The following is a 23,909-nucleotide window of genomic DNA, read 5'->3' as shown; positions in this document are numbered from 1 at the left end:
TGCGTTTTTATTTATTAGTGACTTTGCCGTTATAACAAAAGTCCCCCTGCATTTTGTTTTGCAGGAGGACTTTTTTAACTATATGACAGGCTGTTTCTTATTTTTTATCCGGGCTGTCCGGCTTCTTCTGATACTCAGAAGGAATCGTGATGGCACTTCCGTCACGTTCTGCATAATAATGAGGCGACATGATCTCTATGCCCGCTTCATTGAATATATCCTGTATGTTCTGATGCAGATCGGAATATATCTGCGATAATTGATCAGCCTCCTTTATATAGGCATTTATTTGATAGCAGGGATAATAGTCCTGCAATTCCGTTTCCAGAACGAAAGGTTTCGGATGTGGCATAACACCCGGAGTGGAACGTGCCGCATCGATCAGTAATTGGTGGACCTGGCGCCAGGGAACATCATATCCGATACTGACGGTCGAGTGAATGATCAGGCCGAACTGACGGGCGGACGCGCTGTAATTGACTGTATGTGACGACATGATGAATGAGTTCGGAATGGTAACCACTTCATTCTTCGGTGTGCGGATACGGGTGACGAACGGTGTTTTTTCAATCACATTCCCTGTTGTCTCGTTTAACTTGATGCGGTCACCCAGTTTGAACGGACGCATATAAGTAATGACCAGACCTGCGATGATATTTCCGATAACCGTACTTGATCCCAAAGAAACGATCAGTCCGACAAAGACTGAAATACCCTGGAATACGCCTGAGTCAGACCCCGGCAGATAGGGATAGATCATGGCGATCATAAACGCATACAGCAGGAAACGTATAATATTGAAAGAGGGCTGTGCCCAGTCCGGATAGAATCCGGTGATTTTCAGTTTCTCGCTTTCGATCTCATTCGCTATATACTGAATACCCTTAATGATATATTTTACGCAGTAATAAATGACAATGATGATGAACAGATTAGGAATATATTCAACTACAGATTTGAGAACCATTTTGATCGGTTCGATAATATAAGTGAATAATCTCATTGCCAGATTCTCTGTTTGCGGGAATATGGCAAACAGCATCGGGACACTGAACATGAGCTGTATCAGCAATACTATATAACGAAGGATGTTGTTCAGGAATATAAGTATCCTTCCTTGCCGATGGGTATTCAGAAATTCGTAATCCCGTATGGTGATGGACTTGAGTTTGTTCTGTTTCAGCCAGATGATACGACGGCGTAGTTTTCTGAACAGATAGTTGGTCAGCTTGAACAGGAGATACTGGACAACCAGCACCAGGATAAACAAGGCAACTCGTTTGGTAACCTGGAGAATACCATGTTCTTTTTTCAGTGACTGTATTTTATCACTGACGACAAACAGGTATGTTTTGGCTAGTTCATCCCTTTCCGTGTTCAGCCAAAGAGCATCCTGGTCAGTGACACTTAGTATCACCTTTTCCCCATACATGATATCCGTTTGGTATTCGCTTCTGAACAAATATACGGAGTCGTTTTTCAGGCTGAGGTCTTTGCCGATCTTCAGGATCATATTGACGGCATTCTCTGTCCGGTCATAGGCGGATACACCCCCTCTTTTGGCATAAAAAGTAAGAAGTGTATCACCGTCGATAATAAGAGGAACACCGGGTGTCAGTGTCCTCAGTGAATCGATACTGCGGCGTTGCTCTTCTTTTTTCAGCGAATCGGTTGTGATATGTTTGTATAACGCATCATCCCGTTCGGAGCGGAGCATGATTTCATTTAGCTTCATCTCCTGTAACTGAAGTTCCAGCTCCTGCATCCTGATAGAATCTTTGCGATGCATTTCTGCCAGGATAGATAAAGAATCGGCTGGGATCTCATCTGTCTTATTCTCTGCAATAACAGCATTCAGTAATCCTTCGGCCTTTTCTCTGATCTGGGATGCAGCCCGACCCGGCATAAGGAATATAACCGCAAGGGCGGCAAAACATAACACCAAACGTTTCATAGCGCTTTTACTCTCTACTTTTAATTAATTGTATTTTATTTACCTCCGGCAGGCAAATGTTTTAACCAGTAATCAGCCATACTTTTCCGCAGATGCAGTGTCGTACCTTCGCGTTCGTAGATACCGTGGCTACGCATCGGATAGCTGATCTGGCTGAATATCTTCCCGTGTTTGACCAGTTCGTTCACTACCATTTCGCAGGCTTGGTAATGTACGTTGTCGTCACCGGTGCCGTGTATCATCAGTAAGTTTCCTTTCAATCCATCGGCATAGGTGATGGGCGAACCTTTGCGATAGCCTTCCGGATTGTTTTGTGGCGTATTCATGTAACGTTCCTGATAAACGGTATCGTACAGACGCTGGTCGGCAACAGCTGCGATCGCAATACCGGTATGGAATACTTCAGGATAACGGAACATGCAGTTCAGGGTCTGGCTGCCGCCGCCGCTCCATCCGTTGATGCCGATGCGGGACAGGTCGATAAACGAATATTGTCGTCCCAGGTCTTGTATGCCGCGTGCCTGATCTTCGGATGCGAATGTGCCGACTTCTCCATAGATACATTTGCGCCATTCACGCCCGCGTGGTGCATTCGCTCCACGGTTTTCGATGCTGACATAGATATATCCCAGGTTGGTCATATATTGATTCCAAAGGTCACCGCCGTTCCATACGTCCTGTACGGTCGATCCCGCCGGTTCGCCATAGACTTCGATGATTACCGGATATTTCTTTGACGGATCGAAGCCTACAGGTTTGATCATGCAGGCATCCAGTAGCAGGTCGCCTGATTTTACTTTGACAAACTCTTTCGGATTCAATCCCAGAGCTTCATATTGTTCTTTAGCCTTTGCATTGTCTTCCAGTATACGGACGGATTGGTTTTTGGGGAATGATACCATATCGATCATCGGTGGTGTCACTGAATTGCTGTAGGTGTGTACCGCCCATTTTCCCGTCGGTGACATGTTATAGCGGTGTTGTCCCGGCTGGCTTTCCGGACTCAGACGTTTCACATCTCCTTTACCGAACAGGTTAGCACTGTACAGGTAACGTTGGGTATAGTTTTCCGGTGAAGCGATAAAATAAACCAGTCCCTTTTGAAGATCGGTTCCAACCGGTTGGATATAGTCGAAATCACCTTTGGTAATGGGTGCTATTTCTTTTCCGTCACGACTAATGCGATATAAATGACGCCATCCGCTGCGTTCACTTTCCCAGGTGAAAAATTGGTTATTCTTCAGCCACAGGATGTTGTCGTTCGTATCCAGCCATGCGGCATCTTTGTCGGTAAAGATATTTTCCGGTGTGGCGCTGCCGATTCGGGCGATCCATACTTTGTTGGTATTCTGTTCCCGGTTCAGTTGCTGGATGAACAGTTCATTGCTTTCCGGGATAAAATCCATGCGGGGGATGTAATTGTTGCGGGGATCTCCGGGGATATCGATCCAGGTAGTTGTTCCTCCTTCAGCCGGGATGTATCCTACTTTTACGGCAGAATTGGCAGTACCGGCTTTCGGATAGGGAAAATGCTGGATGGTTGGATAGATGGAGTCTATATTATTGATAATATCGAATACACCTGTCCCTTCCGTGTCGCTTTGCCAGTAGGCTATGTACTTACCGTCCGGACTCCAGCGGAAACCGTCGCGGCAGCTGAATTCTTCTTCATATACCCAGTCGAACGTGCCGTTTACGATTGTTTGACTTCCATCGCTGGTTAACTGTGTTCTTTTGCCGGTATTGATATCTTCTACATATATATTATTCTCAAAGACGTATGCTACCCGAGTTCCGTCGGGGGAGAACTTGGCGAACATCATAGACGATTCGGGTAGTCCTTTACCCAATTGGCGAAGACTTTTATCGGTGAGGTCGAGTACCCAATAATCGCCACGGGTGTTATACCGCCAAACCCGTTTGGTATTGTTAAATATCAGTACCTTGTCGTTGTTATTACTCCAGGAGAGGCTACCCATTCCAATACGTTTTCCGGTTAATGGGTTTATAAATAGGGTGGAGGGGATAATCACTTCACGGGTATTATCTTTGGCCCGGTAGGCTACCACATCCATGCCGCCGTCTTTTTTATTTTGCTCCAGGCGACTGTACCGTTCTCCGTCTTTCATCCAGTTCATGGCTCCGACCCCTTTGGTTTGGATCAAACGTCCGGTAAGTACATCTTCCAGGTATAGTTTGCCCCGTATTTCTGTCTTTTCATTGGAGGCAAGTGAATACTCGTCTGTTTCCGTCCGGTTTTCCCAAGGCATGATTTGTGCGTTGCTTATGTTTCCGGCTAACAGGAAACAGGCTACCGGAAAGATGAGTTTATAAAGTTTCATATATATTTGTTTATTAAATGTTTTATACCTACAAAGAACGGAATGTTTTATGAGATGGTCAAACATAAACGAAAGAAATCCACCGACCGGGAGCCCGGAGGTGGATTTCTTATATAAAGATGCAATTAAGTATTTATTTATTCAGTACTTTTTTGAAACGGGCAAGGAATTCTTTCGCTTCATCCATTGTCAGGCAAAGCGGCGGAAGCAGGCGGATTGTATTGGTTCCGGCAACCCCGGTGAATACTTTTTCTTCGAAAAGAAGCTGGCTACGTACTTCTTTGATCGATTCTTCAAACTCGATACCGATCATCAGACCGCGACCACGAACTTCCTTGATTCCCGGCAGTTTGTGTAACTCTTCGATCAGGAATTCTCCGACTTTGGCTGCATTGTCAACCAACTTCTCGTTTTCCATGATATCCAATACAGCGATAGCAGCAGCACAAGCCAGATGGTTACCTCCGAAAGTCGTTCCCAGCATGCCGTAAACAGGTTTAAACATCGGACTGATCAGCAAACCGCTCATCGGGAAACCGTTACCGATCCCTTTGGCTACCGAAATCAAATCCGGCTGGATACCAGCATATTGATGGGCAAAGAACTTTCCGCTTCTACCGTAACCGGACTGGATTTCATCCAGGATCAAACATGCTTCATATTTGGTACATAAAGCACGCAATTCCTTCATGAAGTCGTCTGTCGGAAGCTGGATACCGCCGACACCCTGGATACCTTCAATAATAACGGAAGAAACGTCCCCTTTCTGCAATTCGGCTTCAACAGCTACCGCATCGTTTAACGGCAGGTAAGTAACAGCCAAGTCTTCGTTGACCGGAGCGATGATCTTCGGATTATCAGTGACGCGAACGGCAGCAGAAGTACGTCCGTGGAAAGCGTGCTTGAAAGCGATTACCCGTTTCTTCCCATTGTGGAAGGAAGCCAGTTTCAACGCATTTTCGTTTGCTTCGGCACCGGAGTTGATCAGGAACAAGGAATAATCGTCATAACCGGAAGCTTTTCCCAACTTGTCAGCCAGTTTTTGTTGCAGGCTATTGATGACGGAGTTGGAATAAAATCCCAATTTGTTCACTTGATCGGTGATAGCAGCTACATAAGTAGGATGGCTATGACCGACGGAGATAACGGCATGGCCGCCATACAGGTCGAGGTATTCTGTACCTTCGCTGTCCCATACATGGCATCCTTTGCCTTTTACTATTTCTATATTAAATAAAGGGTATACGTCGAATAAATTCATAATTGAAAATTGATAATTGAAAATTAGTAACATGGAAAACAGGAAACTGAAAATAATTTTCAATTTTCAATTTTCCATTATCAATTAAAAAGCCGAAGGCTTCAAATGTAATCCTACAGTCTCTTCCAAACCGAACAGCAAATTCATATTATGCACAGCTTGTCCGCTGGCGCCTTTCAACAAGTTGTCGATCATAGATACGATCAGCAATTTGTTATCATATTTTTGGAGATACAGGAGACATTTGTTTGTGTTGACTACCTGTTTCAGATCCGGATTTTTATCTGTAATGAAAGTGAATGAATGATCGTCGTAGTATTCTTCATAAATACGGCGGATTTCATCCAATCCTACTTTACAGTCGACATAAGTCGTTGCAAAAATACCGCGTGAGAAATTGCCCCGTACCGGAATAAAGTTGATATTACTTTCGAAACTATTCTGCAACTGGCGCAGGCTCTGGCCAATCTCAGCCAGGTGCTGGTGTGTGAACGGTTTATAAATTGAAATGTTATCGTTTCGCCAGCTGAAATGAGAAGTCGACGAAGGCTTAACACCGGCTCCTGTCGATCCGGTGATCGCATTCACATGCAGCTCTGAATTCAACATCAGGTGTTTAGCCAGTGGCAAAACGGCTAACTGGATACAGGTGGCAAAACAACCGGGGTTCGCAATGTGTCGGGAATTGCAGATACGTCGTCGGTTCAATTCCGGCAGACCGTAAACGAAATCATGCTCGTCGCTTTCGATACGGTAATCCATGCTGAGGTCGATGATCTTCACGTTCTCGGGTACAGTATGGCTTTCCATGAACTTCTTCGTGTCGCCGTGGGCGGTGCAGAAGAACAGAAGGTCAATGCTGTTCAACGGCAACTCGTCGGTAAAACGCATTTCGGTTTCGCCGAACAGGCCGCTATGAACGTCAGTGATCAAATTTCCGGCGTTACTGGTACTATTCACAAATGTAATCTCGGCGTCCGGGTGATTAAGCAGCAGGCGGATCAATTCGCCTGCCGTATATCCCGCACCACCTATAATTCCGATCTTTATCATATTTCTTCGTCCTTATGGTTGTTATAATAAACACGTAACGGTGTAGAAGTTACTTTGATAAAGCCTTTGGCATCTTCTGCCGTCCAGCCTTTTTGCATTTCACCGTATTCACCGAATTTAGTTTTCACCAGGTCGTCTTCCGATTCAACACCGACGGTTGAGAAAGAAAGCGGGCGGAGTTCGAGGATAGCCGTTCCGTTTACGTTACGCTGTGATTCTTGCAACATGGCTTCGATGTCACGCATAACCGGTTCCAGATACTGGCTTTCGTGCAGGAACATGCCGTACCAGTTCGCAACCTGGTCTTTCCAGTACTGCTGCCATTTGCTCAATGTATATTTTTCAAGGAAGCGGTGTGCACCGATGATCAGCATAGGAGCAGCAGCTTCAAAACCGACACGTCCCTTGATACCGATAATTGTATCACCAACGTGCATATCGCGGCCGATACCGTAAGCAGCACCGATCTCTTCAACTTTTTGGATGGCGGCAATCTTATCTTCGAATACTTCGCCGTTCACAGCATGAATTTCACCCTTTTTGAACTCGATGCGTAATTCTTCACTGCCGGTCTTTTCCACCTGTTTCAGATAAGCACTTTCCGGTAATCCCTGAGCTGAATCCAGAATTTCGCCTCCACAGATGGAAGTTCCCCACAGGCCGACGTTGTAAGAATATTTCAGTTTTGTGAAATCGGCAACGAAGCCGTGTTCTTTCAGGTAGTTGATTTCATAATCGCGGGTCAGCGCCATGTCGCGGGTCAGTGTGATGATCTCCACGTTCGGGGCCAGTACCAGGAAAGTCATGTCGAAACGAATCTGGTCGTTACCTGCACCGGTTGAGCCGTGGGCGATCGCGTCGGCACCGATCTCGTTGGCATAACGGGCAATAGCCAATGCCTGGAAGATACGTTCGGAGCTAACGGAGATAGGATAGGTACCGTTACGCAATACATTGCCGAATACCATATATTTCAAGCTCTTTTCGTAATATTCTTTTGTAACGTCGATCGTTACATATTTGGTAGCGCCCAGTTTATAAGCATTTTCTTCGTTCTGCTTCAACTGTTCTTCGCTGAATCCACCAGTGTTGGCACAAGCTGCATATACTTCGTAGCCTTTTTCTTTGGCAAGGTACATCACTGTGAAAGAGGTATCCAAACCTCCGCTGAATGCAACTACTACTTTCTTTTTCATTGTCTGTTTGTTTTTGTGGGTTCCGGTGAGGGCGTTTCGCGAAACGCCCTCACCGGAAAGCCCCGTATGATTTATTTATTATTATTTTTTTCTCTTTCGTCTGCTTCCCGTTTGGCACGGTGCGGATCGGCCGGGTCGAACAACATCGCTGTACAGATACAATATTTCCGGTTCGTACGTTCCAGAATATCATGGTTTACGCAACCGATGCAACCGCGCCAGAACGATTCGTCGTCGGTCAGATCGGAAAAGGTTACAGGTACATAACCTAGTTCGGTGTTCATCTTCATCACCGCTGCACCCGAAGTAAGACTGAATACCTTCGCTTTCGGCCAACGCATGCGAGCCAGTTGAAACGTCATATCCTTGATCCGTTTGGCAATACCCAAACCTCGGAAATCCGGGTGAACAATTAACCCGGAGGTCGTTACATACTGTTTGTTCCCCCACGATTCGATATAGCTGAAACCGGCAAACTGATCTCCGGCCAGTGCGATGACTGCTTTCCCCTCTTTCATTTTCTGGGCTACATATTCATGCGTACGCTTAGCGATACCTGTTCCGCGTACTTTGGCAGCCTCTTCAATGGTAGTCAATATCTTGTCTACGTATATCTCGTGAGAGGCGTCAGCAATCATTACATCGATTTCTGTTTCTTGTTTCATTTTACGATTGTTCTTAATCTTCTTTTGTTTATAAACGGAAGAACTGTTGTCTCCCTTAATCGCCCTTATATAAAATGTGATAATGCTTTTACTATCCGGTCCCTGCTGATCCCTTCGCGGGGAATGATCAGGATCGTGTCGTCTCCGGCAATCGTTCCCAGTATCTCGTGCGGAGCATGGGTGTCGATATCGGATGCAATCCCCATCGCATATCCCGGACGTGTCTTGACTACTGCCAGGTTTCCGGAAAATTCAATGTTCGGATGATGTTGTGTCTGCACCTTGTTCGGCTGTATCAAAGCTGAATAATCTGGCAGACAATATACATAATCGCCGTTCGCATCATGTACTTTGGCTACTTTCAGTTGCTTTATGTCGCGTGACAAGGTGGCTTGTGTAACCTGAAATCCGCTGGCTTCCAATTCTTTCAGCAGCTCTTCCTGGTTACATATCGCCTTCGTTTGTATGATGCGGCAGATAGCGTCCAATCGTTCCTTCTTTGTACTCATGTTTGTATATTTATGCAAAACGGATGCAAATATAAATCGAATAATTGAATAAATATACATTCTGCTCTGGTTTTTTTGCATAATTATTTGTCATATACGTCTATTGAGCAAAAATGCCTTTGGATTTGTTCTATTCTTATAAAGAAATGATAATTTTGTATTCGTAAAAACTAAATGAGAGAGATGAAAAAGATTACAGGTTTATTAATGGTTATGCTTCTGATGCTGAGTGCTTGCGGAAGCGTTCCTTTGACAGGAAGAAAACAGGTGTTGTTGGTTTCCGACCAGGAGGTGCTGACTTCCAGTTTAACGCAATATAGCGATTATATGAAATCAGCCACAAAATCGACAGACAAGAACGAGAGTGCAATGGTGACCCGTGTCGGTAAAAAGATTGCTGCGGCTACGGAGGCTTATCTGAAAGCCAACGGGATGGAGAGCGAAATCAAGAATTTCCAATGGGAGTTCAATCTGGTAAAAGACAACCAGATCAATGCTTTTTGTATGCCGGGTGGAAAGATCGTCGTGTATGAAGGTCTGATGTCTTTGGTTTCGTCGGACGATGAACTGGCAGTTGTAGTGGGGCATGAGGTGGCTCACGCTGTCGCAAAACATAGTAACGAACGAATGAGCCAGCAACTGATGGCACAGTATGGCGCAGCTATCCTGGGACAGGCGGTAAGCAATAAAAGTGCGGCGGTTCAGAATCTGGCAAATACGGTGTATGGAGTGGGAGCACAATATGGTGTTATGTTGCCTTTCTCCCGCAAACATGAATCGGAAGCGGATTATATGGGACTGGTATTTATGACAATGGCAGGATATAATCCGGATGTTGCAGTAAACTTCTGGCAGAAAATGTCTGCCGGAAAGAGTGGGGCGACTCCGGAATTTATGAGTACTCACCCGAGCGATGCGACCCGTATCTCCGAGATACAGCGGGCGCTGCCGGAGATTAAGGCAAAATATAAAACTAAATAATATCGGTTTAGCAAACAAAAAGGCAGTCACGTTATCAATCTGGCTGCCTTTTTATTTAAATAGTGATTCCCATTTTCTTCATCAGGAAGCAAGCATTCATATTTTGGGCAATGCCTTCCCTTAATTGATAGGAGAACGTTAGTTCTTCGTTTTTGATATCTGCTTCAAAACGGTAGTTTTTAATCTGATCAGGAAATTCCTTTTCCAGTTCACCTAATACCAGGTCGTGTGTGGCGATGATGCCGCAAGCCTGATAAGAAACAAGCTGTTTCATCAGGGCGATCGAACCTTTCTGCTTGTCGATGGAATTGGTTCCTTTCAGGATTTCATCCAGGATGATGAATAATTGTTCGCCTTGCTGCAGGCGGTCGATGATCATCTTCAACCGTTTCAGTTCGGCGAAGAAATAAGATTCGTTGCTGACCAGCGAGTCGGAAGTACGCAGGCTGGTCACCATCTTTGCCGGATAGACGGTTAAAGCCTCCGCACAAACCGGAGCACCGATACAAGCCAGCAAATAATTGACCCCGATAGTTCGCAGGTAAGTACTTTTTCCTGCCATATTCGCTCCGGTAATAATCAGGAACCAGGGACTTTTCTCGATGGATATATCGTTTCTTACACAGACTTCCCGACGAAGGAGAGGATGTCCCAAAGCCTTGCCGCTCATCTTGAAGTAAGTGTCTGCAATTTCCGGATAAATGTAACTTGGATGATTGAATGCGAAGCCGCCCAGCGAACTATACGCATCGAACTTCTCCAAAGCGTCGAACCACAAAGGAATATCTTTGGCATGTGCCTGTATCCAGCGTTCCAGTCGGATGGCCGTCCGGGTATCACGCAGGATGAATATGTTCAGGATGATTCCCATAAAGCTGATTCGTTGGTCGAGGGCTCCGATACAGCGGGATAACTTTTTCAATGAACGGGAAGCTGTTCCCTCCGGTCCGTTGAATCGACTGCTGATCGTTGCCAGTTCGGAGGATTTGAAAATATCGCCTTCAATACTTTTGATCAGTGAAGAATAGGTGTATAGTATTTTTTCCATCTTATTCACTGAATTGTGAAGTGTGCTGATCTGTTTTGCCCGCAGGTTGGAAATAAGAAATGCAATGGCGAAGAATATGCCTAACGGAGCAAAAGGGATTGAGCCGACCGATGCTCCCACGATCAGAACAATCCATAGTGTCGGAATGATCCACATCAGGCTTTTCCAAAGCAAACTGGTGATAAACGCCGGCTGATAGTCCGTCAGTGAGATCAGCGTGCGGATATCTCCTTTTTCTCCGGGATGCAGCATGCCGGTAACATAGAAATGTTGTCTCAACTGCGTCATTTCGCTGAGTTCGAGGATTGCTTCCTGCCGTTTGAGAATTTCCTCTTTATCGGTGAGAGGATTGATAAACCAGTCGGCAAGCCTCTCTTTTCCTACGGAAGTGACCGTACGATTGATCGATTGGAAGATGGAACGATTTCCGAAAAGGTCCAGGTCCAGGCTGAAAGAATGTTCTCCGCTGCTTTTTTCAGGTGCTCCGTCGAAAGCGCTGAAGTCATAATCCAGTCCTTTCAGCTCATTGTTGCAGAGTGATATAAGAACATCGGCATACGATTTTTTCGATGACAAAAACGTATGATAGACCATCAGCCCGACAAAAGGAATAAGGAACAGGACCACAGCTCCTGCAAGCATCATCCAGTTTTCAGCTTTTAAAAACCATATGGCGGCAAGAAGTCCGGCTACGAGCAGCAGGCGTATTGTTCCTATCAAATGTATTTTCTTTCTTAGATTGTCCGAGCGGCGTGTGTATGCTGCTATTGTATCCTGATAATATTGATATACTTTTTCCATGCGGACAAAGATATAAAAAATGAACTTACCGGATAAGAATTGGTTATTAATAAAGAAAAGGTAACTGAATTGACCATAATTCAGGGAATCGGGGAGAATTGTTTGATGGTACGCTTGTTATCTTTGCTTTGTTTTTATTGATTTTACATACAATAATATTATATATGAAAAGGATAACTATATTTCTGTTTGTCTTGTTTCTGTCCGGCTTTGTCTCCGTTTTCTCCCAGGTATTGGTTCAGGATCCCAAGCTGGAATATAATGCAGACAGTGTACGTGCGGTATTGGATAAAGCTCCTTATTTTACTTTGTTTAAAGATAATTATTTCATTGGAGGAACGACGATCGGGCATAAACCGACTGCTGCCAATTCGGATGTCAAATTTCAGTTAAGTATTGCGCAACGTCTGACCAAGAGTAAGTTACCCTTCGATACGTATCTTTTCATCCAGTATACTCAGAAAGCTTTCTGGAATGTTTTTCAGGAATCTCTTCCTATGCGCGACCTGAACTTCAATCCGGGAATAGGGCTCGGGCACCTGATTATCCATCACAACAAATATATCGGTAAAGGATATCTGATGCTTGAACATGAGTCGAACGGGAAAGATAGTATGGCTTCCCGTAGCTGGAATAAGGTCACATTTGCAGCGGCCGTTGTCCTTAACAAGAACTGGGAAGCTCAGTTCAAAACATGGATACCGATTGTCGATGGAAAGTATAATAAAGACTTACTGAAATATAACGGTATATTCCAGGTGGCAACGAATTTCCGAACAGATAATAAACGCTTTAACTGCGGAGTGATTCTGACGAAACGTAAAACATGGTTCAGCTTTAATACCCAGGTAGAACTGAGCTATAAATTCAATAATAACGAAAACCAATATTTCTTCCTTCAATATTATAATGGCTACGGAGAAAACCTGTTGGAATATAATCACTTTAAGAGTATGCTACGGCTCGGTTTCGTGATAAAACCGCAGGATTTCAGTATCTATTGAGAGTCTGTTTCATAGAGTTATTGATGTTCTTCTTTCATTAATCTGCAAGCGTTCTGACTTGTCTTTTTCCCCACAATTTTTATCCACGTGGGGAATTATTCCCACTACTATGGGGAATACTGCCCACTGGTGTGGGGAATATTACCCAATTAAGTGGGGATTATAAGTAATAAAGGCCTAAAAGTATACAATTTCTTACCAATCGTATTGCTCTACATATTGGTCGAAAAGCGGATCGGTATGGATACCTTGTCGCATAAAGATCATACGAATGATCTTTTGTTCGTCAGGGGTAATTAATCGTTCTTTCTTCTGGATGCGGTAAAGGGTTCCTTTACTAAAATTTGCATTCATTGCCCGTTTGATGGCAACAGCTTTGTTATGAGGCAGATCGTCCAGTAAATAAGTAATCCCCAAAGCGTACCTGTCCTTTTGATCTGCTTTGAAAAAGGGACAGCTATCTGCTTGTGGCGTTGTGCAAGCCGGGTTTACGATCGAGAAAACAGTCCGTTCCGGTGTGAGTTGTTTCGAAACGAGATAACGCAGGCACTTTGTAGAGTGCTTGCATTGCTCATTCAGGCAGTAAGCAAAACTATAAGGGACGGATTCGTATTTAGATTCAGGTGTCATATGTGTTGTATTTAGTTGAGGTAAACTTACGGTTTATTTTTGGAATATGGAGAGTGTGAGGTAAATAAAAAGCATTCAGAGGTTGTTTTTTATGGTTGACCAATCAAACTATATCCCGAAAAAACACTATTTTTATAGCAACATAAAAAATATATAAATTGGTTGAATTACGTCCATATCAAACTAATGGCATACGAGATATATTCGATGCGTGGAATCCTCTTACGCAAAATCTGATGAATGTCTTATTTCAAATGCCAACCGGAACAGGGAAGACTACCGTTTTTTCAGAGATAGTGCGTCGTGCTCGTTTGAAAGAAAAAAAAGTGTTGATAGTCGTTCATCGGAAAGAATTAGTAGAGCAAATAGTTGAACGTCTATTCTGCTTTGATGTAGATGCGGGTATTATATCTGGAGCTATACCACCTGATGCGACAAAAGAAGTACAGGTTGCAACTATTCAGAGTTTGTCAAAAAGAGAATATCCTGTTGCTGACATAGTTATTATAGATGAATGTCATCATGCTAAAGCCAGTACTTATAAAAAGCTGTGGGATATTTATCCGAAAGCTCGTTTTTTAGGTGTAACAGCTACTCCTATCCGAATGAGTGGAGAAGGTTTTTCTGATTTATTTGATACTCTTATTAATAGTGGACAATTGAGTTATTTTGTTGAGCATGGCTATTTGGTAAAGGTAAAACATTTTGTAGGTGTTACTCCTGATTTATCTTCTATAAAAGTGAAGATGAATGATTATGCCCAGGATGAATTAGGAGAATTAATGCAAGATAAAGAATTGATGGCTGATTTGGTTGAGAGCTATCATAAAAGAGCGGATGGTAAAAAGATGATTGTTTTTGCGGTAAACATAGAGCATAGTCAACAAATAGTAGAAGAGTATTGCCGGGAGGGTATCGCCGCAGAACATATTGATGCTAATACGTCCAAAAAGGAACGTGAACAAATACTAAAGCGATTTAGAAAAGGAGAAACATTGGTTTTGAGTAATGTTGATATTGTATCGGAAGGATTTGACGTTCCTGATTGTGAGGCAGTACAGTTAGCCCGTCCTACAAAATCACTGGCATTATATTTACAACAAGTCGGTCGTTGTATGCGTCCGTCTCCAGGAAAAGAGGAAGGTCTTGTTTTAGATAATGCAGGGCTTTGGCTAGAACATGGATTTTGTCAACAAGGCAGAATATGGACACTTGAAGGAAAGAAAAAACGTAAACGTTGTGAATCTCTAGAACCAGTGTTTGTCGCGATGGATCAGGATGGAATAATTCGGGAAGCTCATGTTCCTCAACAGGTTGAAGGAATGGAATTAATAGAACTGACTCAGGAAACTGAAGATTTGTTGGTGTTTGAGTCTTTTCTGGTATGGGCTTTGGATAAAGGGCATAAACCAATATCGGCTTATTATAAATTTGATGAATACTTAGTTAATGTAAATCGGGAGTTAAATTTAATTCATTTGAGATATATTCAAAACCGTTTGACCAAGTTGCCTGATTCTCCAAAAGAGGGAATGTGGTATCATATAAAAAAAGATAGAGGGTTGATTTGATAAATTGATATGTGATTTTTCTTGAGGGGTAATCTGATAGTAGATTGGTAGTTCGGTTTAAGTTTACGATACGATCTGTGAAAATTTGTTACTGATATTTTTGAATTCTGTGTGAAGTTTTGAAAATCGATTGCTGTATAGGGTGGATATTTTGATTTTTTTTAGTATGTTATCCGAAAAAAAGATATGGTATACGGATACATTAGAGTTAGTAGTGACAAACAAACAGTAGAAAATCAGCGATTTGAAATTAATAATTTCTGTAAGCGTGAGCAATTAAGTGTCGATGGCTGGATAGAAGAAACAATAAGTGGAACAAAAGCTTATAATAAACGAGAGCTTGGAGATTTGTTGAAACGTGTTCAAAAGGATGACTTGATTATATGTGCGGAATTATCTCGTTTGGGACGTAATTTGTTTATGATCATGGAAATATTAAATGTTTGTATGGGGAAAGAATGTCGAGTGTGGACTATTAAAGATAATTATCGATTGGGAGAGGATATTCAAAGTAAGGTTTTAGCATTTGCTTTTGGATTATCGGCAGAAATAGAACGCAATCTTATTAGTCAGAGGACAAAAGAAGCTTTGGCTCGAAAAAAATCGGAAGGTCTAATCTTAGGTCGACCTAAGGGACGACGAAGTGATCCTGATAAATATAAATTATCAGAAAAGAAAATATTAATAAAAGAATTACTAGCAGTAGGAGTTTCTCAACGAAAAATAGCGAAAATATGTCAGGTAGATAGAAATACTCTTGCTCGATTTTTGAAGAATGTTTTGGTTGAATATAAATGAGCGTTTTTGTTCAGCAATGCGGGTCGTTATGCGAGTTCAGTAGTTCTGATTCGTGGGTTATATTATCGCCAATAGAGCAAAGCATTAAACGAAAAATAGAAGCTGTCGGTACTCCTCTCAAGGATTGGGATATTCAAATAAACTATGGGATTAAGACTGGTTTCAACGATGCGTTTATCATAAACACGGAAAAGCGTGATGAGATATTGGCGAATTGTCATACGGACGAGGAACGTTCCAGAACGGCTGAACTTATACGACCGATTCTTCGAGGCCGGGATATAAAGAGATATGGCTATGAGTGGGCTAAACTATGGTTAATTAACACACACAATGGCGTTAAGGGGAAATTTGAACGGATTCATATTGAAGATTTTCCAGCGGTTAAAGCTCATTTAGACCAATATTGGGATAAAATTTCAAAACGTGCAGACAAAGGAGATACCCCTTATAATTTACGTAACTGCGCTTATATGGAGGATTTTTTGCAGCCAAAAATTGTATGGGGCGAAATTTCTGACAAATCAAAGTTTGCCTTTGATTTTTTGGGGAAATACATGCCAGAGGCAACAGCTTTCTATATGAGAGGAGAATACATAGAGTTCCTTTTGACTGCTTTAAACTCTTCAGTAGCTGAATGGCTATTTTCAAAAGTCGGAACAACAACAGGAGTAGGTACTATAAGATGGAAAAAATATACTATAGAACAACTTATTGTTGCTAAACCAACTATTGAACAGCTAAATGAACATCTTGCAGTTTTCAACAAACTAAAAAACAACAAGATAACTATTCGGGAGTTTAAATATTATAGCAATAATTTAATGTATAATATCTATGGATTAAATGATGAAGAAATTAGTTTTATAGAGAATTTTCAATAAATATAATTTCTTCATCAAGTAAACCGTATAGCTTGAACACTATACGGTTTATTTCTTTATCTCGTTCTTTTGATACAGAATATAATTGTTTATTTAATAGGACTTCTAGTTCCTCCTTTATACCTTTATTAAGGATTGGAATCTTTAATGGTTCCACAGCCTGAACACTTATAAGCAAATCTCCAGTACCTGTTTTAGGTGCATCCTTTAGTAAATAATGTCCCATTTTTGAATTAAGAATACCCACTAGAAATTTAATGTCTTTTCCCGTTGCAAAACAAGTACTATCCAATGCCATTGCTCCATTTTCATTGTAAGAAAAACGTAATATTGAACCAACTCTCTTCCATACAATTTTTGGCTGCAAAAAATCCTCCCAATATTTAGAACCCCATCTTTGTAATGCATACCATTCGTAACGAATTCCTGTTTCTGCTTTGTTACGTTTTGATAAAGGCTCTTTATATTCAAACAGATGATTATACACAGCAGAGTATTGTTTTTCAAACTCCATCTCTGCTTTTTTTGAAGCACCTTCAATTGTACTATCTAAGTGCAATGGAAAATGCCAAGGAATCCAGATTAACCACAAATTTGCCCACTCATAGCCATATCTCTTTATATCCCGGCCTCGAAGAATCGGTCGTATAAGTTCAGCCGTTCTGGAACGTTCCTCGTCCGTATGACAGTTGGCAAGAATCTCATCACGTTTCTCTGTGGAAATGATGAATGCTTCATTATAACCAGTAAGCACACCACGATAGATATTTATATCCCAATCCTTGAGAGGAGTACCGACAGCTTCTATTTTTCGTTTAATGCTTTGCTCTATTGGCGATAATATAACCCACGAATCAGAACTACTGAACTCGCATAACGACCCGCATTGCTGAACAAAAACGCTCATTTTATTTAATCCATTAGCATTGGGAAATGTACAGGCTAATGTACTATGTCTATTAACCTCTTTATTGATTAAAAGAATATTTGTTTCTACTGTTGCTGAATCAAATATTTTAACACCTGCAAAATCGACTAATAAAATCGGATTTGTTTTCGTTGCAAAATAATTACGTAGATTTTCACCATAACTAGCCCTCATCCATTTATTTGAGGTAATGTAGCATAAACAACCTGCTTCTTTTAAAACGTTCATCCCTTGTTCATAGAATAAACAATAAATGTCTCCAGTGCGAGCATATGTTTCGTATTCCATCTGTTCTAGTATATCCGCGTCATCTCCCATAGATTGTAACTGAATATATGGAGGATTTCCAATAATACAATCGAAACCTATAAAATTCCCCTCTTCATCTAATACTTCTGGAAATTCAATACGCCATTCAAAGGCACCTAAATACATTTTGTTAGAACGAACTTCTTTGAAATATTCTTCTAATTTTTTTGTTTCTTTATTTAAAACTTCAATTTGCTTTTGTCTTTCCTTTTGCTCTTTCTTTGTAAATTCAAATAACTGAGGGGCTTGCAAATCTATTAACTCAGCACGGTACTTATTCAATTTTATCCGTTTAGGTTCTTTTTGTCCTATTTCTGTTTTTAGCTTTGATTTAATTGTTGATATCAAGGATTCCAATTCTCTCTTTTCACCCTTGTCTTGAGCATTCTTATATTTAGTGACTGCATTTTTATATTGCTCAATATTAATCCCCGTTTCTTTTAAAATGGACTTAATGCTGTCTTGGAGATTAAAACGATGTAATAAAGAGTTTCCTTGTTTTATATTTATGTCAATATTAGGTAAAGTTTCCAAATGGCGAAAATTACTCTCAGCTGTGTAATAGGCATTCTTAAGTAATTCAATCCATAGGCGAAGGCGACATATTTTTACAGAATTAGGATTAATATCGACACCAAACAGACAATTCTCTATAATCTGCTTTTTTTCGTGAAACAATGTTTCTTGCATACGATAGCTTTCTTTATTTAAAGGATTATATGCAAAAAGGTTATTGTCGGCATCTGTTATAATAAGTTCGTCATTCTCAATGGATAGTGTATAATCTGATCCTTTTATGCGCTTACCATTGGCATCAACTAATATCCCCAATTCATATTTCAAAAGTATTAACTCGTTCAGTGCAGAAACAAGAAAATGTCCTGAACCGACAGCGGGATCGCAAATCTTAATGCTATTAATCAATTCATTTGCTTTGGCTATATCGTCTATTTTATTATACAATTCTGTGGTTGAAGAACAGTTCCAACCATAAAAGCGATTGAACTTTTGCAATACTGTTTTCAGGATTGATTCACGACACATGTACATCGTGATGAAACCAGGAGTAAATACTGCCCCCTCTTTATGGCCGTTGATTTTTTCAAAGATAAGCCCAAGAACCGAAGCGTTAATTAACGTTTTGGCTTCTTCCTGGATCTCTTCGCTTCCCTCGCTTGCAAAATTATATGCATCCAAAAAAGCAAACAAATATTCTAATGTAGGCAAACTGTTGACACGAAGATTATTTTTCTTGTTTCTTAAAATACTATTTGATAACAATGGTAGCTCTTCACGTTGGGATAGACTATTGATTTTAATAGTATCACTTTCAAGGTCGGTCACTTCAAAAAGAGAACTGTTCAAATAAGGAACATGTTCAAAGTCTTTTAATATGGATGATGTTCTATGATTGAAATCACGAGCTAATACCTGGAAGAAAAGTGTGTTTAAATCGTCAAAATCACGTATCTTTTTATTAGTGAGAAATTTGTAGCAAAGTTTTCCGTTGTGATACTTTAATAATTGTGCTTCTAAAAGTTTCAAAAACAGAATCCTATTGATCCATGTGATACACAATTCCATTGCTACATTGAAAAGTCGTTCGTCATATGTACTCCCATATATTGCTGTGTTAGGAACTTTACGCAAACACTCTTCAGCATCAAGTTGGTTAATTGTGTTTTCCAATAATGAAGCTTCATTTCTTTTTTCTGTAGTTTTACGCACTATTACAGTTTTACTTCCCTCTTTCTGTTCTTCTATACCTATAATGTGTAGTAATTCAGAATAAAAACTTTTGTTTAAAGAATTGCTATCATTTTGAAAAGGAAGTTTTAACAAATGGGTATCACTGAATACTTTATATAGTTCTATTAGTTTTTTAGAGGAGACATTCTTGTTGTTAAGAGATTTACGATAGTCATATATATCGAAATAAGTATATTCGAGACTTTCCTGTACTTCCTCAATGAAAGGAGAGGCAATCTCTGCATAGAAAAAATCTGTTTTGCTACTTGTCTTTCTTCCATCCTGAAAGTCCTGGAACTCTTTCCGCAACTTCTTGTTTTGATAGAACTTTTGTTCAAATTCCTGTGCATCGAAAATGAAAAATTCATGTATGTTGGTGGTAATTAGGTATTTGATATCTGTATTTTTTTTAGTTATTCTCTCTTTTAAGTAATAGAGTAAAAGTTCTTGAAGTGCCTTTTTATTTAAATTGTCGACAGAAATCATTTCGCTTTTATTTGTTGTACTTTTGACTTCTATCAATAATCCAATATTTGATTTTGTAGTCTTATCTAGTCTAATAGCTAAATCAATATCTTCCTCTGGAGCTATATAGTAGGATTTATAGAATGTGTCACTAAGAAAATTTCTTAAATGTTCTTTTTGAGTTTCTTCTCTTTGTCCATCTGAAACATTTTCTAATAGTATTTGTAAGGCATTCTTAAAATGGTTGAACTTCGCTGTTTCTATAGTAACTTGTCTATAGGCTTTATTTAGTACTTGAGTTGGCTTTAATTGTCCCATAATTATATTTAAAATCTGTAGTTAGCAGTGTGAATGTTATGAAAATTAACCGATTGTAATCTATAAAGATATGCGTTGGTTAGAAAACATCAGTATACAGTGACGAAATTAGCATTAAAATCTGATTGCGTAACTTCTTTTTAGATGAATATTTATGTAATGGGTCAGTTTTTTCTAACATTGAACTTCTGTAAAGAATTCTGTAACTTTTAGGGAATGGTTGGTTTTTACAAGAATAGACTGTTACGTATTATTAGCTCCTCTCCACCGAATTTTTGTATCTTTGCCATTCAAAGTAAAGTACACAAGGCAATATGATCAGTTATTTACAGATAGACGGACTGACCAAAAGCTTCGGCGATTTGGTTCTTTTTGAGGATATTACATTTGGTATTGCACAAGGTCAGAAAGTGGGCCTTATTGCAAAGAACGGTACAGGTAAAACAACTTTACTGAATATCATTGCCGGAAAGGAGGATTATGATAATGGGGCAGTTGTGTTTCGCAACGACCTGCGTGTCGGTTATCTGGAGCAGACACCTGTTTATCCGGAAGGGTTGACTGTGCTGCAGGCTTGTTTCTATTCTCCCAATGAGACGGTTCGCCTGATTGCCGAGTATGAAGAAGCTATGGCCAGCGATGATCATTCCAACCTGGAGGATATCCTGATGCGTATGGATAACCTGAAAGCCTGGGATTATGAACAACGGGCCAAACAGATCCTTTCGCAGTTGAAGATCACAAACTTCGATCAGAAAGTAGAACATCTGTCCGGTGGGCAGTTGAAACGTGTGGCATTGGCTAACGTTCTGATCACCGACCCCGAACTGATCATTCTCGATGAGCCGACCAACCACCTCGACCTGGAAATGACCGAATGGCTGGAAGGTTACCTGAGCCGTGCCAATATCAGTATCCTGATGGTTACACACGACCGTTATTTCCTGGATCGTGTCTGCAGCGAGATTATCGAAATAGACCGTCAGCAAATTTACCAGTATAAAGGTAATTACAGCTATTATCTGGAAAAACGTCAGGAACGGATGGAGACGATGAACACAGAGGTGGAACGTGCCAACAACCTGTTAAGGAAAGAGTTGGAATGGATGCGTCGTCAGCCGCAGGCACGCGGTACGAAAGCTAAATACCGTATCGATGCTTTTTATGAGCTGGAAAAGAAAGCCAAGCAGCAACGGGACAACGGTAATGTGAATCTGGATGTGAAAGCATCCTATATCGGATCGAAAATATTTGAAGCGGAGCATGTTACGAAAAGCTTCGGCAGTATCAAGATTGTAGAAGATTTCAATTATATTTTTGCCCGTTACGAAAAGATGGGTATCGTAGGTAACAACGGAACAGGGAAGTCTACCTTTATTAAAATGCTGATGGGCGAAGTGGAACCGGATAGCGGACGCTTCGATGTCGGCGAAACAGTCCGTTTCGGCTATTACAGTCAGGATGGTCTGCAGTTTGACGAGCAGATGAAGGTGATCGATGTCGTGCAGGATATAGCCGAATATGTCGATCTTGGGGACGGTAAGAAGTTGGGTGTTTCCCAATTTCTGAATTATTTCCTGTTCACTCCCGAAAAGCAGCATAGCTATGTCTATAAGCTGAGTGGCGGAGAAAAACGTCGTTTATATCTGTGTACCGTCCTGATGCGCAACCCGAACTTCCTGGTACTGGATGAGCCGACCAATGATCTGGATATCGTGACCCTGAATGTATTGGAAGAGTACCTGCGAAACTTTAAGGGTTGTGTAATCGTTGTTTCGCACGACCGTTACTTTATGGATAAAGTAGTCGATCACTTGTTAGTATTCCGTGGTAATGCCGATTTGAAGGATTTCCCTGGTAATTATACCCAATACCGTGACTGGAAAGAGGTGCAGGATCAGTTGGAGAAAGAGGCTGAAGCAGCCCGTCAGCCCAAACAAACACCGGCTCCTGAAAAGAATAACCGTCCGCAGCCTGAGCAGAAAAAGAAACTTACTTTCAAGGAGCGGAAGGAGTTCGAAGCTCTGGAAGCGGAAATACCGCAGCTTGAAGCCGAAAAAACTGAACTGGAAACGGCAATGAGCAGCGGAACTCTTAGCAACGATGAATTGATGACTAAGTCGGAACGTATTGCGAAAGTAATTGAAGAAATCGACGAAAAGACAATGCGTTGGCTGGAGCTAAGTGAATTAGCTTAATACGATATTACATATATAATATAATGTACGGGTGGGAGTATTTCCATCCGTATTTAATTACTAAAGATATGAACGAAGCGAAACCTGTGCTCTGGAACCGGAATTTCATTCAGTGTTGTATCTCTTATTTCCTGATGAACTTCTCATTCTATATGTTGATGCCAACTATGCCGGTTTACTTGGTGGAAGTTCTGAAGATTAACCCGTCGGAAGTGGGAATCGCCCTTTCCAGTTATTCGATCGGTCTGTTATGCGTTCGTCCGTTCTCCGGATATCTGGTGGATTGTTTTTCCCGTAAACCATTATATTTGTTTGCCTTTATGGTTTTTGCCTGTATGTTTACCGGTTATTTGTTTGCAACGACGATGTTGACTATTATGGCAGTTCGTTTTATTCAGGGTGGGTTTATGGGAATGACTTCCGTTGCCGGAAATACCATAGCGATCGATGTGATTCCTTCCAAACGAAGAGGGGAGGGAATGGGCTTTTATGGGTTGACGATCAATCTGGCGATGTCGCTCTCGCCGTTGGTAGCCGTGTTTATCTATGATCGGTTCGGCTTTCATCCTGTGGTGTTTGCTGGATTGGTAATCGCTTTGGTGGGTGTCGGTTCGGTTTGTCTGATTCGTTATCCGAAGCGGGAGAAAGTGCCGAGACCAACTTTTTCACTGGATCGTTTTATCCTGGTGAAAGCATTGCCGACGGCTTTGGCCTATCTGTTGAGTGCTATTCCTTATGGGATGGTGACCTCTTTTGTGGTGTTGTACGGAAAAGAAATCAATGTAGCAAATCCGGGTTATTTCTTTATTTTCATGGCGATAGGAGTCGGAGTGGCCCGTCTTATTTCCGGACGTTTGGTCGATCACGGAAAGATTCATCTGGTCTCGATCAGTGCACTGACGTTCCTGACACTTTCGTTTGCCGTTTTTGCCCTTTTCCATAATGAGATTGTTTTCTTCGCTTCTGCGTTGGCTATCGGTATCGGGTTTGGTGTTTGTGTACCGGCTATTCAATGTCTTTTTGTGAATGTTGCTCCACATCATATGCGTGGGACGGCTACTTCTACTTATCTGACTTCTTTCGATTTCGGTGTGGGGATCGGTATGCTTGCTGCCGGTTTTATTGCTTCGCGTGCTGATCTGGCAACAGCTTATTTAGTCGGTTCGGGTTGCTGTCTGGTGTCGCTTCTGGTTTATCTGCGTTGGGTACGGTCGTCGTATGAGAAGAATAAACTGATAGACTGAT

Annotated in this window: 17 protein-coding genes; 7 read left to right on the top strand and 10 right to left on the bottom strand. The window is 41.4% G+C overall.

All coding sequences use genetic code 11. The features are described from left to right. Positions 1-97 precede the first annotated feature (97 nt). From P3L47_RS22560 to argR, 7 genes are all read right to left on the bottom strand, one after another. Positions 98-1,954, bottom strand: coding sequence for a mechanosensitive ion channel family protein (locus tag P3L47_RS22560; RefSeq protein ID WP_277782201.1), 1,857 nt, complete (start codon positions 1,952-1,954; stop codon positions 98-100). Between the two features lie 35 nt (positions 1,955-1,989). Beyond that, the gene (locus P3L47_RS22555; RefSeq protein ID WP_277782200.1) at positions 1,990-4,296 is read right to left on the bottom strand and encodes a S9 family peptidase; all 2,307 of its coding nucleotides are present in this window, start codon (positions 4,294-4,296) and stop codon (positions 1,990-1,992) included. Positions 4,297-4,429: 133 nt separating this feature from the next. Beyond that, positions 4,430-5,557 carry an aspartate aminotransferase family protein gene (locus tag P3L47_RS22550; RefSeq protein ID WP_277782199.1) on the bottom strand — a complete coding sequence of 376 codons (1,128 nt, stop codon included), beginning with the start codon at positions 5,555-5,557 and terminating at the stop codon, positions 4,430-4,432. A gap of 84 nt (positions 5,558-5,641) precedes the next feature. Continuing rightward, a complete protein-coding gene (gene argC, locus P3L47_RS22545; RefSeq protein ID WP_122363384.1) occupies positions 5,642-6,610 on the bottom strand; it encodes an N-acetyl-gamma-glutamyl-phosphate reductase in 969 nt (322 codons plus the stop codon). Beyond that, a complete protein-coding gene (locus P3L47_RS22540; protein ID WP_007653701.1) occupies positions 6,607-7,806 on the bottom strand; it encodes an argininosuccinate synthase in 1,200 nt (399 codons plus the stop codon). Before P3L47_RS22540 ends, argC begins: the two co-directional genes overlap by 4 nt. Positions 7,807-7,877: 71 nt before the next feature. Beyond that, on the bottom strand, positions 7,878-8,471 hold the full coding sequence (locus P3L47_RS22535) for a GNAT family N-acetyltransferase (RefSeq protein ID WP_122352273.1): 594 nt from the start codon (positions 8,469-8,471) through the stop codon (positions 7,878-7,880). A 65-nt stretch (positions 8,472-8,536) separates the two neighbouring features. Continuing rightward, complete coding sequence (gene argR / locus P3L47_RS22530) at positions 8,537-8,980, bottom strand: arginine repressor (protein WP_277782198.1); 444 nt, start codon at positions 8,978-8,980, stop codon at positions 8,537-8,539. A 183-nt stretch (positions 8,981-9,163) separates the two neighbouring features. Here argR and P3L47_RS22525 point away from each other — a divergent pair, with 183 nt between their 5' ends. Continuing rightward, a complete protein-coding gene (locus P3L47_RS22525; RefSeq protein ID WP_277782197.1) occupies positions 9,164-9,961 on the top strand; it encodes a M48 family metallopeptidase in 798 nt (265 codons plus the stop codon). A gap of 55 nt (positions 9,962-10,016) precedes the next feature. On the opposite strand, the gene P3L47_RS22520 is transcribed toward P3L47_RS22525, so the two are convergent. Continuing rightward, complete coding sequence (locus P3L47_RS22520) at positions 10,017-11,810, bottom strand: MutS family DNA mismatch repair protein (protein ID WP_277782196.1); 1,794 nt, start codon at positions 11,808-11,810, stop codon at positions 10,017-10,019. A 164-nt stretch (positions 11,811-11,974) separates the two neighbouring features. Here P3L47_RS22520 and P3L47_RS22515 point away from each other — a divergent pair, with 164 nt between their 5' ends. Continuing rightward, the gene (locus tag P3L47_RS22515) at positions 11,975-12,814 is read left to right on the top strand and encodes a phospholipase A (RefSeq protein WP_277782195.1); all 840 of its coding nucleotides are present in this window, start codon (positions 11,975-11,977) and stop codon (positions 12,812-12,814) included. A 195-nt stretch (positions 12,815-13,009) separates the two neighbouring features. On the opposite strand, the gene P3L47_RS22510 is transcribed toward P3L47_RS22515, so the two are convergent. After that, positions 13,010-13,444, bottom strand: a complete 435-nt coding sequence (locus P3L47_RS22510) for a DUF6078 family protein (protein WP_277782194.1) — start codon at positions 13,442-13,444, stop codon at positions 13,010-13,012. A gap of 158 nt (positions 13,445-13,602) precedes the next feature. On the opposite strand from P3L47_RS22510, the gene P3L47_RS22505 reads away from it, so the two are divergent. The 3 genes from P3L47_RS22505 to P3L47_RS22495 all read left to right on the top strand — a co-directional run bounded on the left by P3L47_RS22505 (position 13,603) and on the right by P3L47_RS22495 (position 16,697). Continuing rightward, positions 13,603-15,015, top strand: coding sequence for a DEAD/DEAH box helicase (locus P3L47_RS22505; protein ID WP_277782193.1), 1,413 nt, complete (start codon positions 13,603-13,605; stop codon positions 15,013-15,015). Between the two features lie 186 nt (positions 15,016-15,201). Next, positions 15,202-15,813, top strand: a complete 612-nt coding sequence (locus P3L47_RS22500; protein WP_277782192.1) for a master DNA invertase Mpi family serine-type recombinase — start codon at positions 15,202-15,204, stop codon at positions 15,811-15,813. Then, complete coding sequence (locus P3L47_RS22495; protein WP_277782191.1) at positions 15,810-16,697, top strand: TaqI-like C-terminal specificity domain-containing protein; 888 nt, start codon at positions 15,810-15,812, stop codon at positions 16,695-16,697. The genes P3L47_RS22500 and P3L47_RS22495 overlap by 4 nt, the downstream gene beginning before the upstream one ends. Here the strand turns inward: P3L47_RS22495 and P3L47_RS22490 are convergent. After that, positions 16,678-20,466: a type IIG restriction enzyme/methyltransferase gene (locus tag P3L47_RS22490; RefSeq protein ID WP_277782190.1), complete on the bottom strand. Its 3,789-nt coding sequence runs from the start codon at positions 20,464-20,466 to the stop codon at positions 16,678-16,680. The two genes, P3L47_RS22495 and P3L47_RS22490, sit on opposite strands and share 20 nt — an antisense overlap. A gap of 314 nt (positions 20,467-20,780) precedes the next feature. Here P3L47_RS22490 and P3L47_RS22485 point away from each other — a divergent pair, with 314 nt between their 5' ends. Together P3L47_RS22485 and P3L47_RS22480 are read left to right on the top strand one after the other, a co-directional pair. After that, on the top strand, positions 20,781-22,664 hold the full coding sequence (locus P3L47_RS22485) for an ABC-F family ATP-binding cassette domain-containing protein (protein WP_277782189.1): 1,884 nt from the start codon (positions 20,781-20,783) through the stop codon (positions 22,662-22,664). A 68-nt stretch (positions 22,665-22,732) separates the two neighbouring features. Then, complete coding sequence (locus P3L47_RS22480) at positions 22,733-23,908, top strand: MFS transporter (RefSeq protein ID WP_277782188.1); 1,176 nt, start codon at positions 22,733-22,735, stop codon at positions 23,906-23,908. Position 23,909 lies beyond the last annotated feature (1 nt).

It is taken from the genome of Parabacteroides chongii (assembly GCF_029581355.1).
Taxonomy (GTDB): domain Bacteria; phylum Bacteroidota; class Bacteroidia; order Bacteroidales; family Tannerellaceae; genus Parabacteroides; species Parabacteroides chongii.
Note: the sequence above shows the minus strand (reverse complement) of the source record. Positions and strands in the feature narration are given on the sequence as shown.

Bases quoted from the DNA above. Each gene is read 5' to 3' on its own strand.
- P3L47_RS22560 (WP_277782201.1), bottom strand. From the start codon at position 1,954: ATGAAACGTTTGGTGTTATGTTTTGCCGCCCTTGCGGTTATATTCCTT.
- P3L47_RS22555 (WP_277782200.1), bottom strand. From the start codon at position 4,296: ATGAAACTTTATAAACTCATCTTTCCGGTAGCCTGTTTCCTGTTAGCC.
- P3L47_RS22550 (WP_277782199.1), bottom strand. From the start codon at position 5,557: ATGAATTTATTCGACGTATACCCTTTATTTAATATAGAAATAGTAAAA.
- argC (WP_122363384.1), bottom strand. From the start codon at position 6,610: ATGATAAAGATCGGAATTATAGGTGGTGCGGGATATACGGCAGGCGAA.
- P3L47_RS22540 (WP_007653701.1), bottom strand. From the start codon at position 7,806: ATGAAAAAGAAAGTAGTAGTTGCATTCAGCGGAGGTTTGGATACCTCT.
- P3L47_RS22535 (WP_122352273.1), bottom strand. From the start codon at position 8,471: ATGAAACAAGAAACAGAAATCGATGTAATGATTGCTGACGCCTCTCAC.
- argR (WP_277782198.1), bottom strand. From the start codon at position 8,980: ATGAGTACAAAGAAGGAACGATTGGACGCTATCTGCCGCATCATACAA.
- P3L47_RS22525 (WP_277782197.1), top strand. From the start codon at position 9,164: ATGAAAAAGATTACAGGTTTATTAATGGTTATGCTTCTGATGCTGAGT.
- P3L47_RS22520 (WP_277782196.1), bottom strand. From the start codon at position 11,810: ATGGAAAAAGTATATCAATATTATCAGGATACAATAGCAGCATACACA.
- P3L47_RS22515 (WP_277782195.1), top strand. From the start codon at position 11,975: ATGAAAAGGATAACTATATTTCTGTTTGTCTTGTTTCTGTCCGGCTTT.
- P3L47_RS22510 (WP_277782194.1), bottom strand. From the start codon at position 13,444: ATGACACCTGAATCTAAATACGAATCCGTCCCTTATAGTTTTGCTTAC.
- P3L47_RS22500 (WP_277782192.1), top strand. From the start codon at position 15,202: ATGGTATACGGATACATTAGAGTTAGTAGTGACAAACAAACAGTAGAA.
- P3L47_RS22495 (WP_277782191.1), top strand. From the start codon at position 15,810: ATGAGCGTTTTTGTTCAGCAATGCGGGTCGTTATGCGAGTTCAGTAGT.
- P3L47_RS22490 (WP_277782190.1), bottom strand. From the start codon at position 20,466: ATGGGACAATTAAAGCCAACTCAAGTACTAAATAAAGCCTATAGACAA.
- P3L47_RS22485 (WP_277782189.1), top strand. From the start codon at position 20,781: ATGATCAGTTATTTACAGATAGACGGACTGACCAAAAGCTTCGGCGAT.
- P3L47_RS22480 (WP_277782188.1), top strand. From the start codon at position 22,733: ATGAACGAAGCGAAACCTGTGCTCTGGAACCGGAATTTCATTCAGTGT.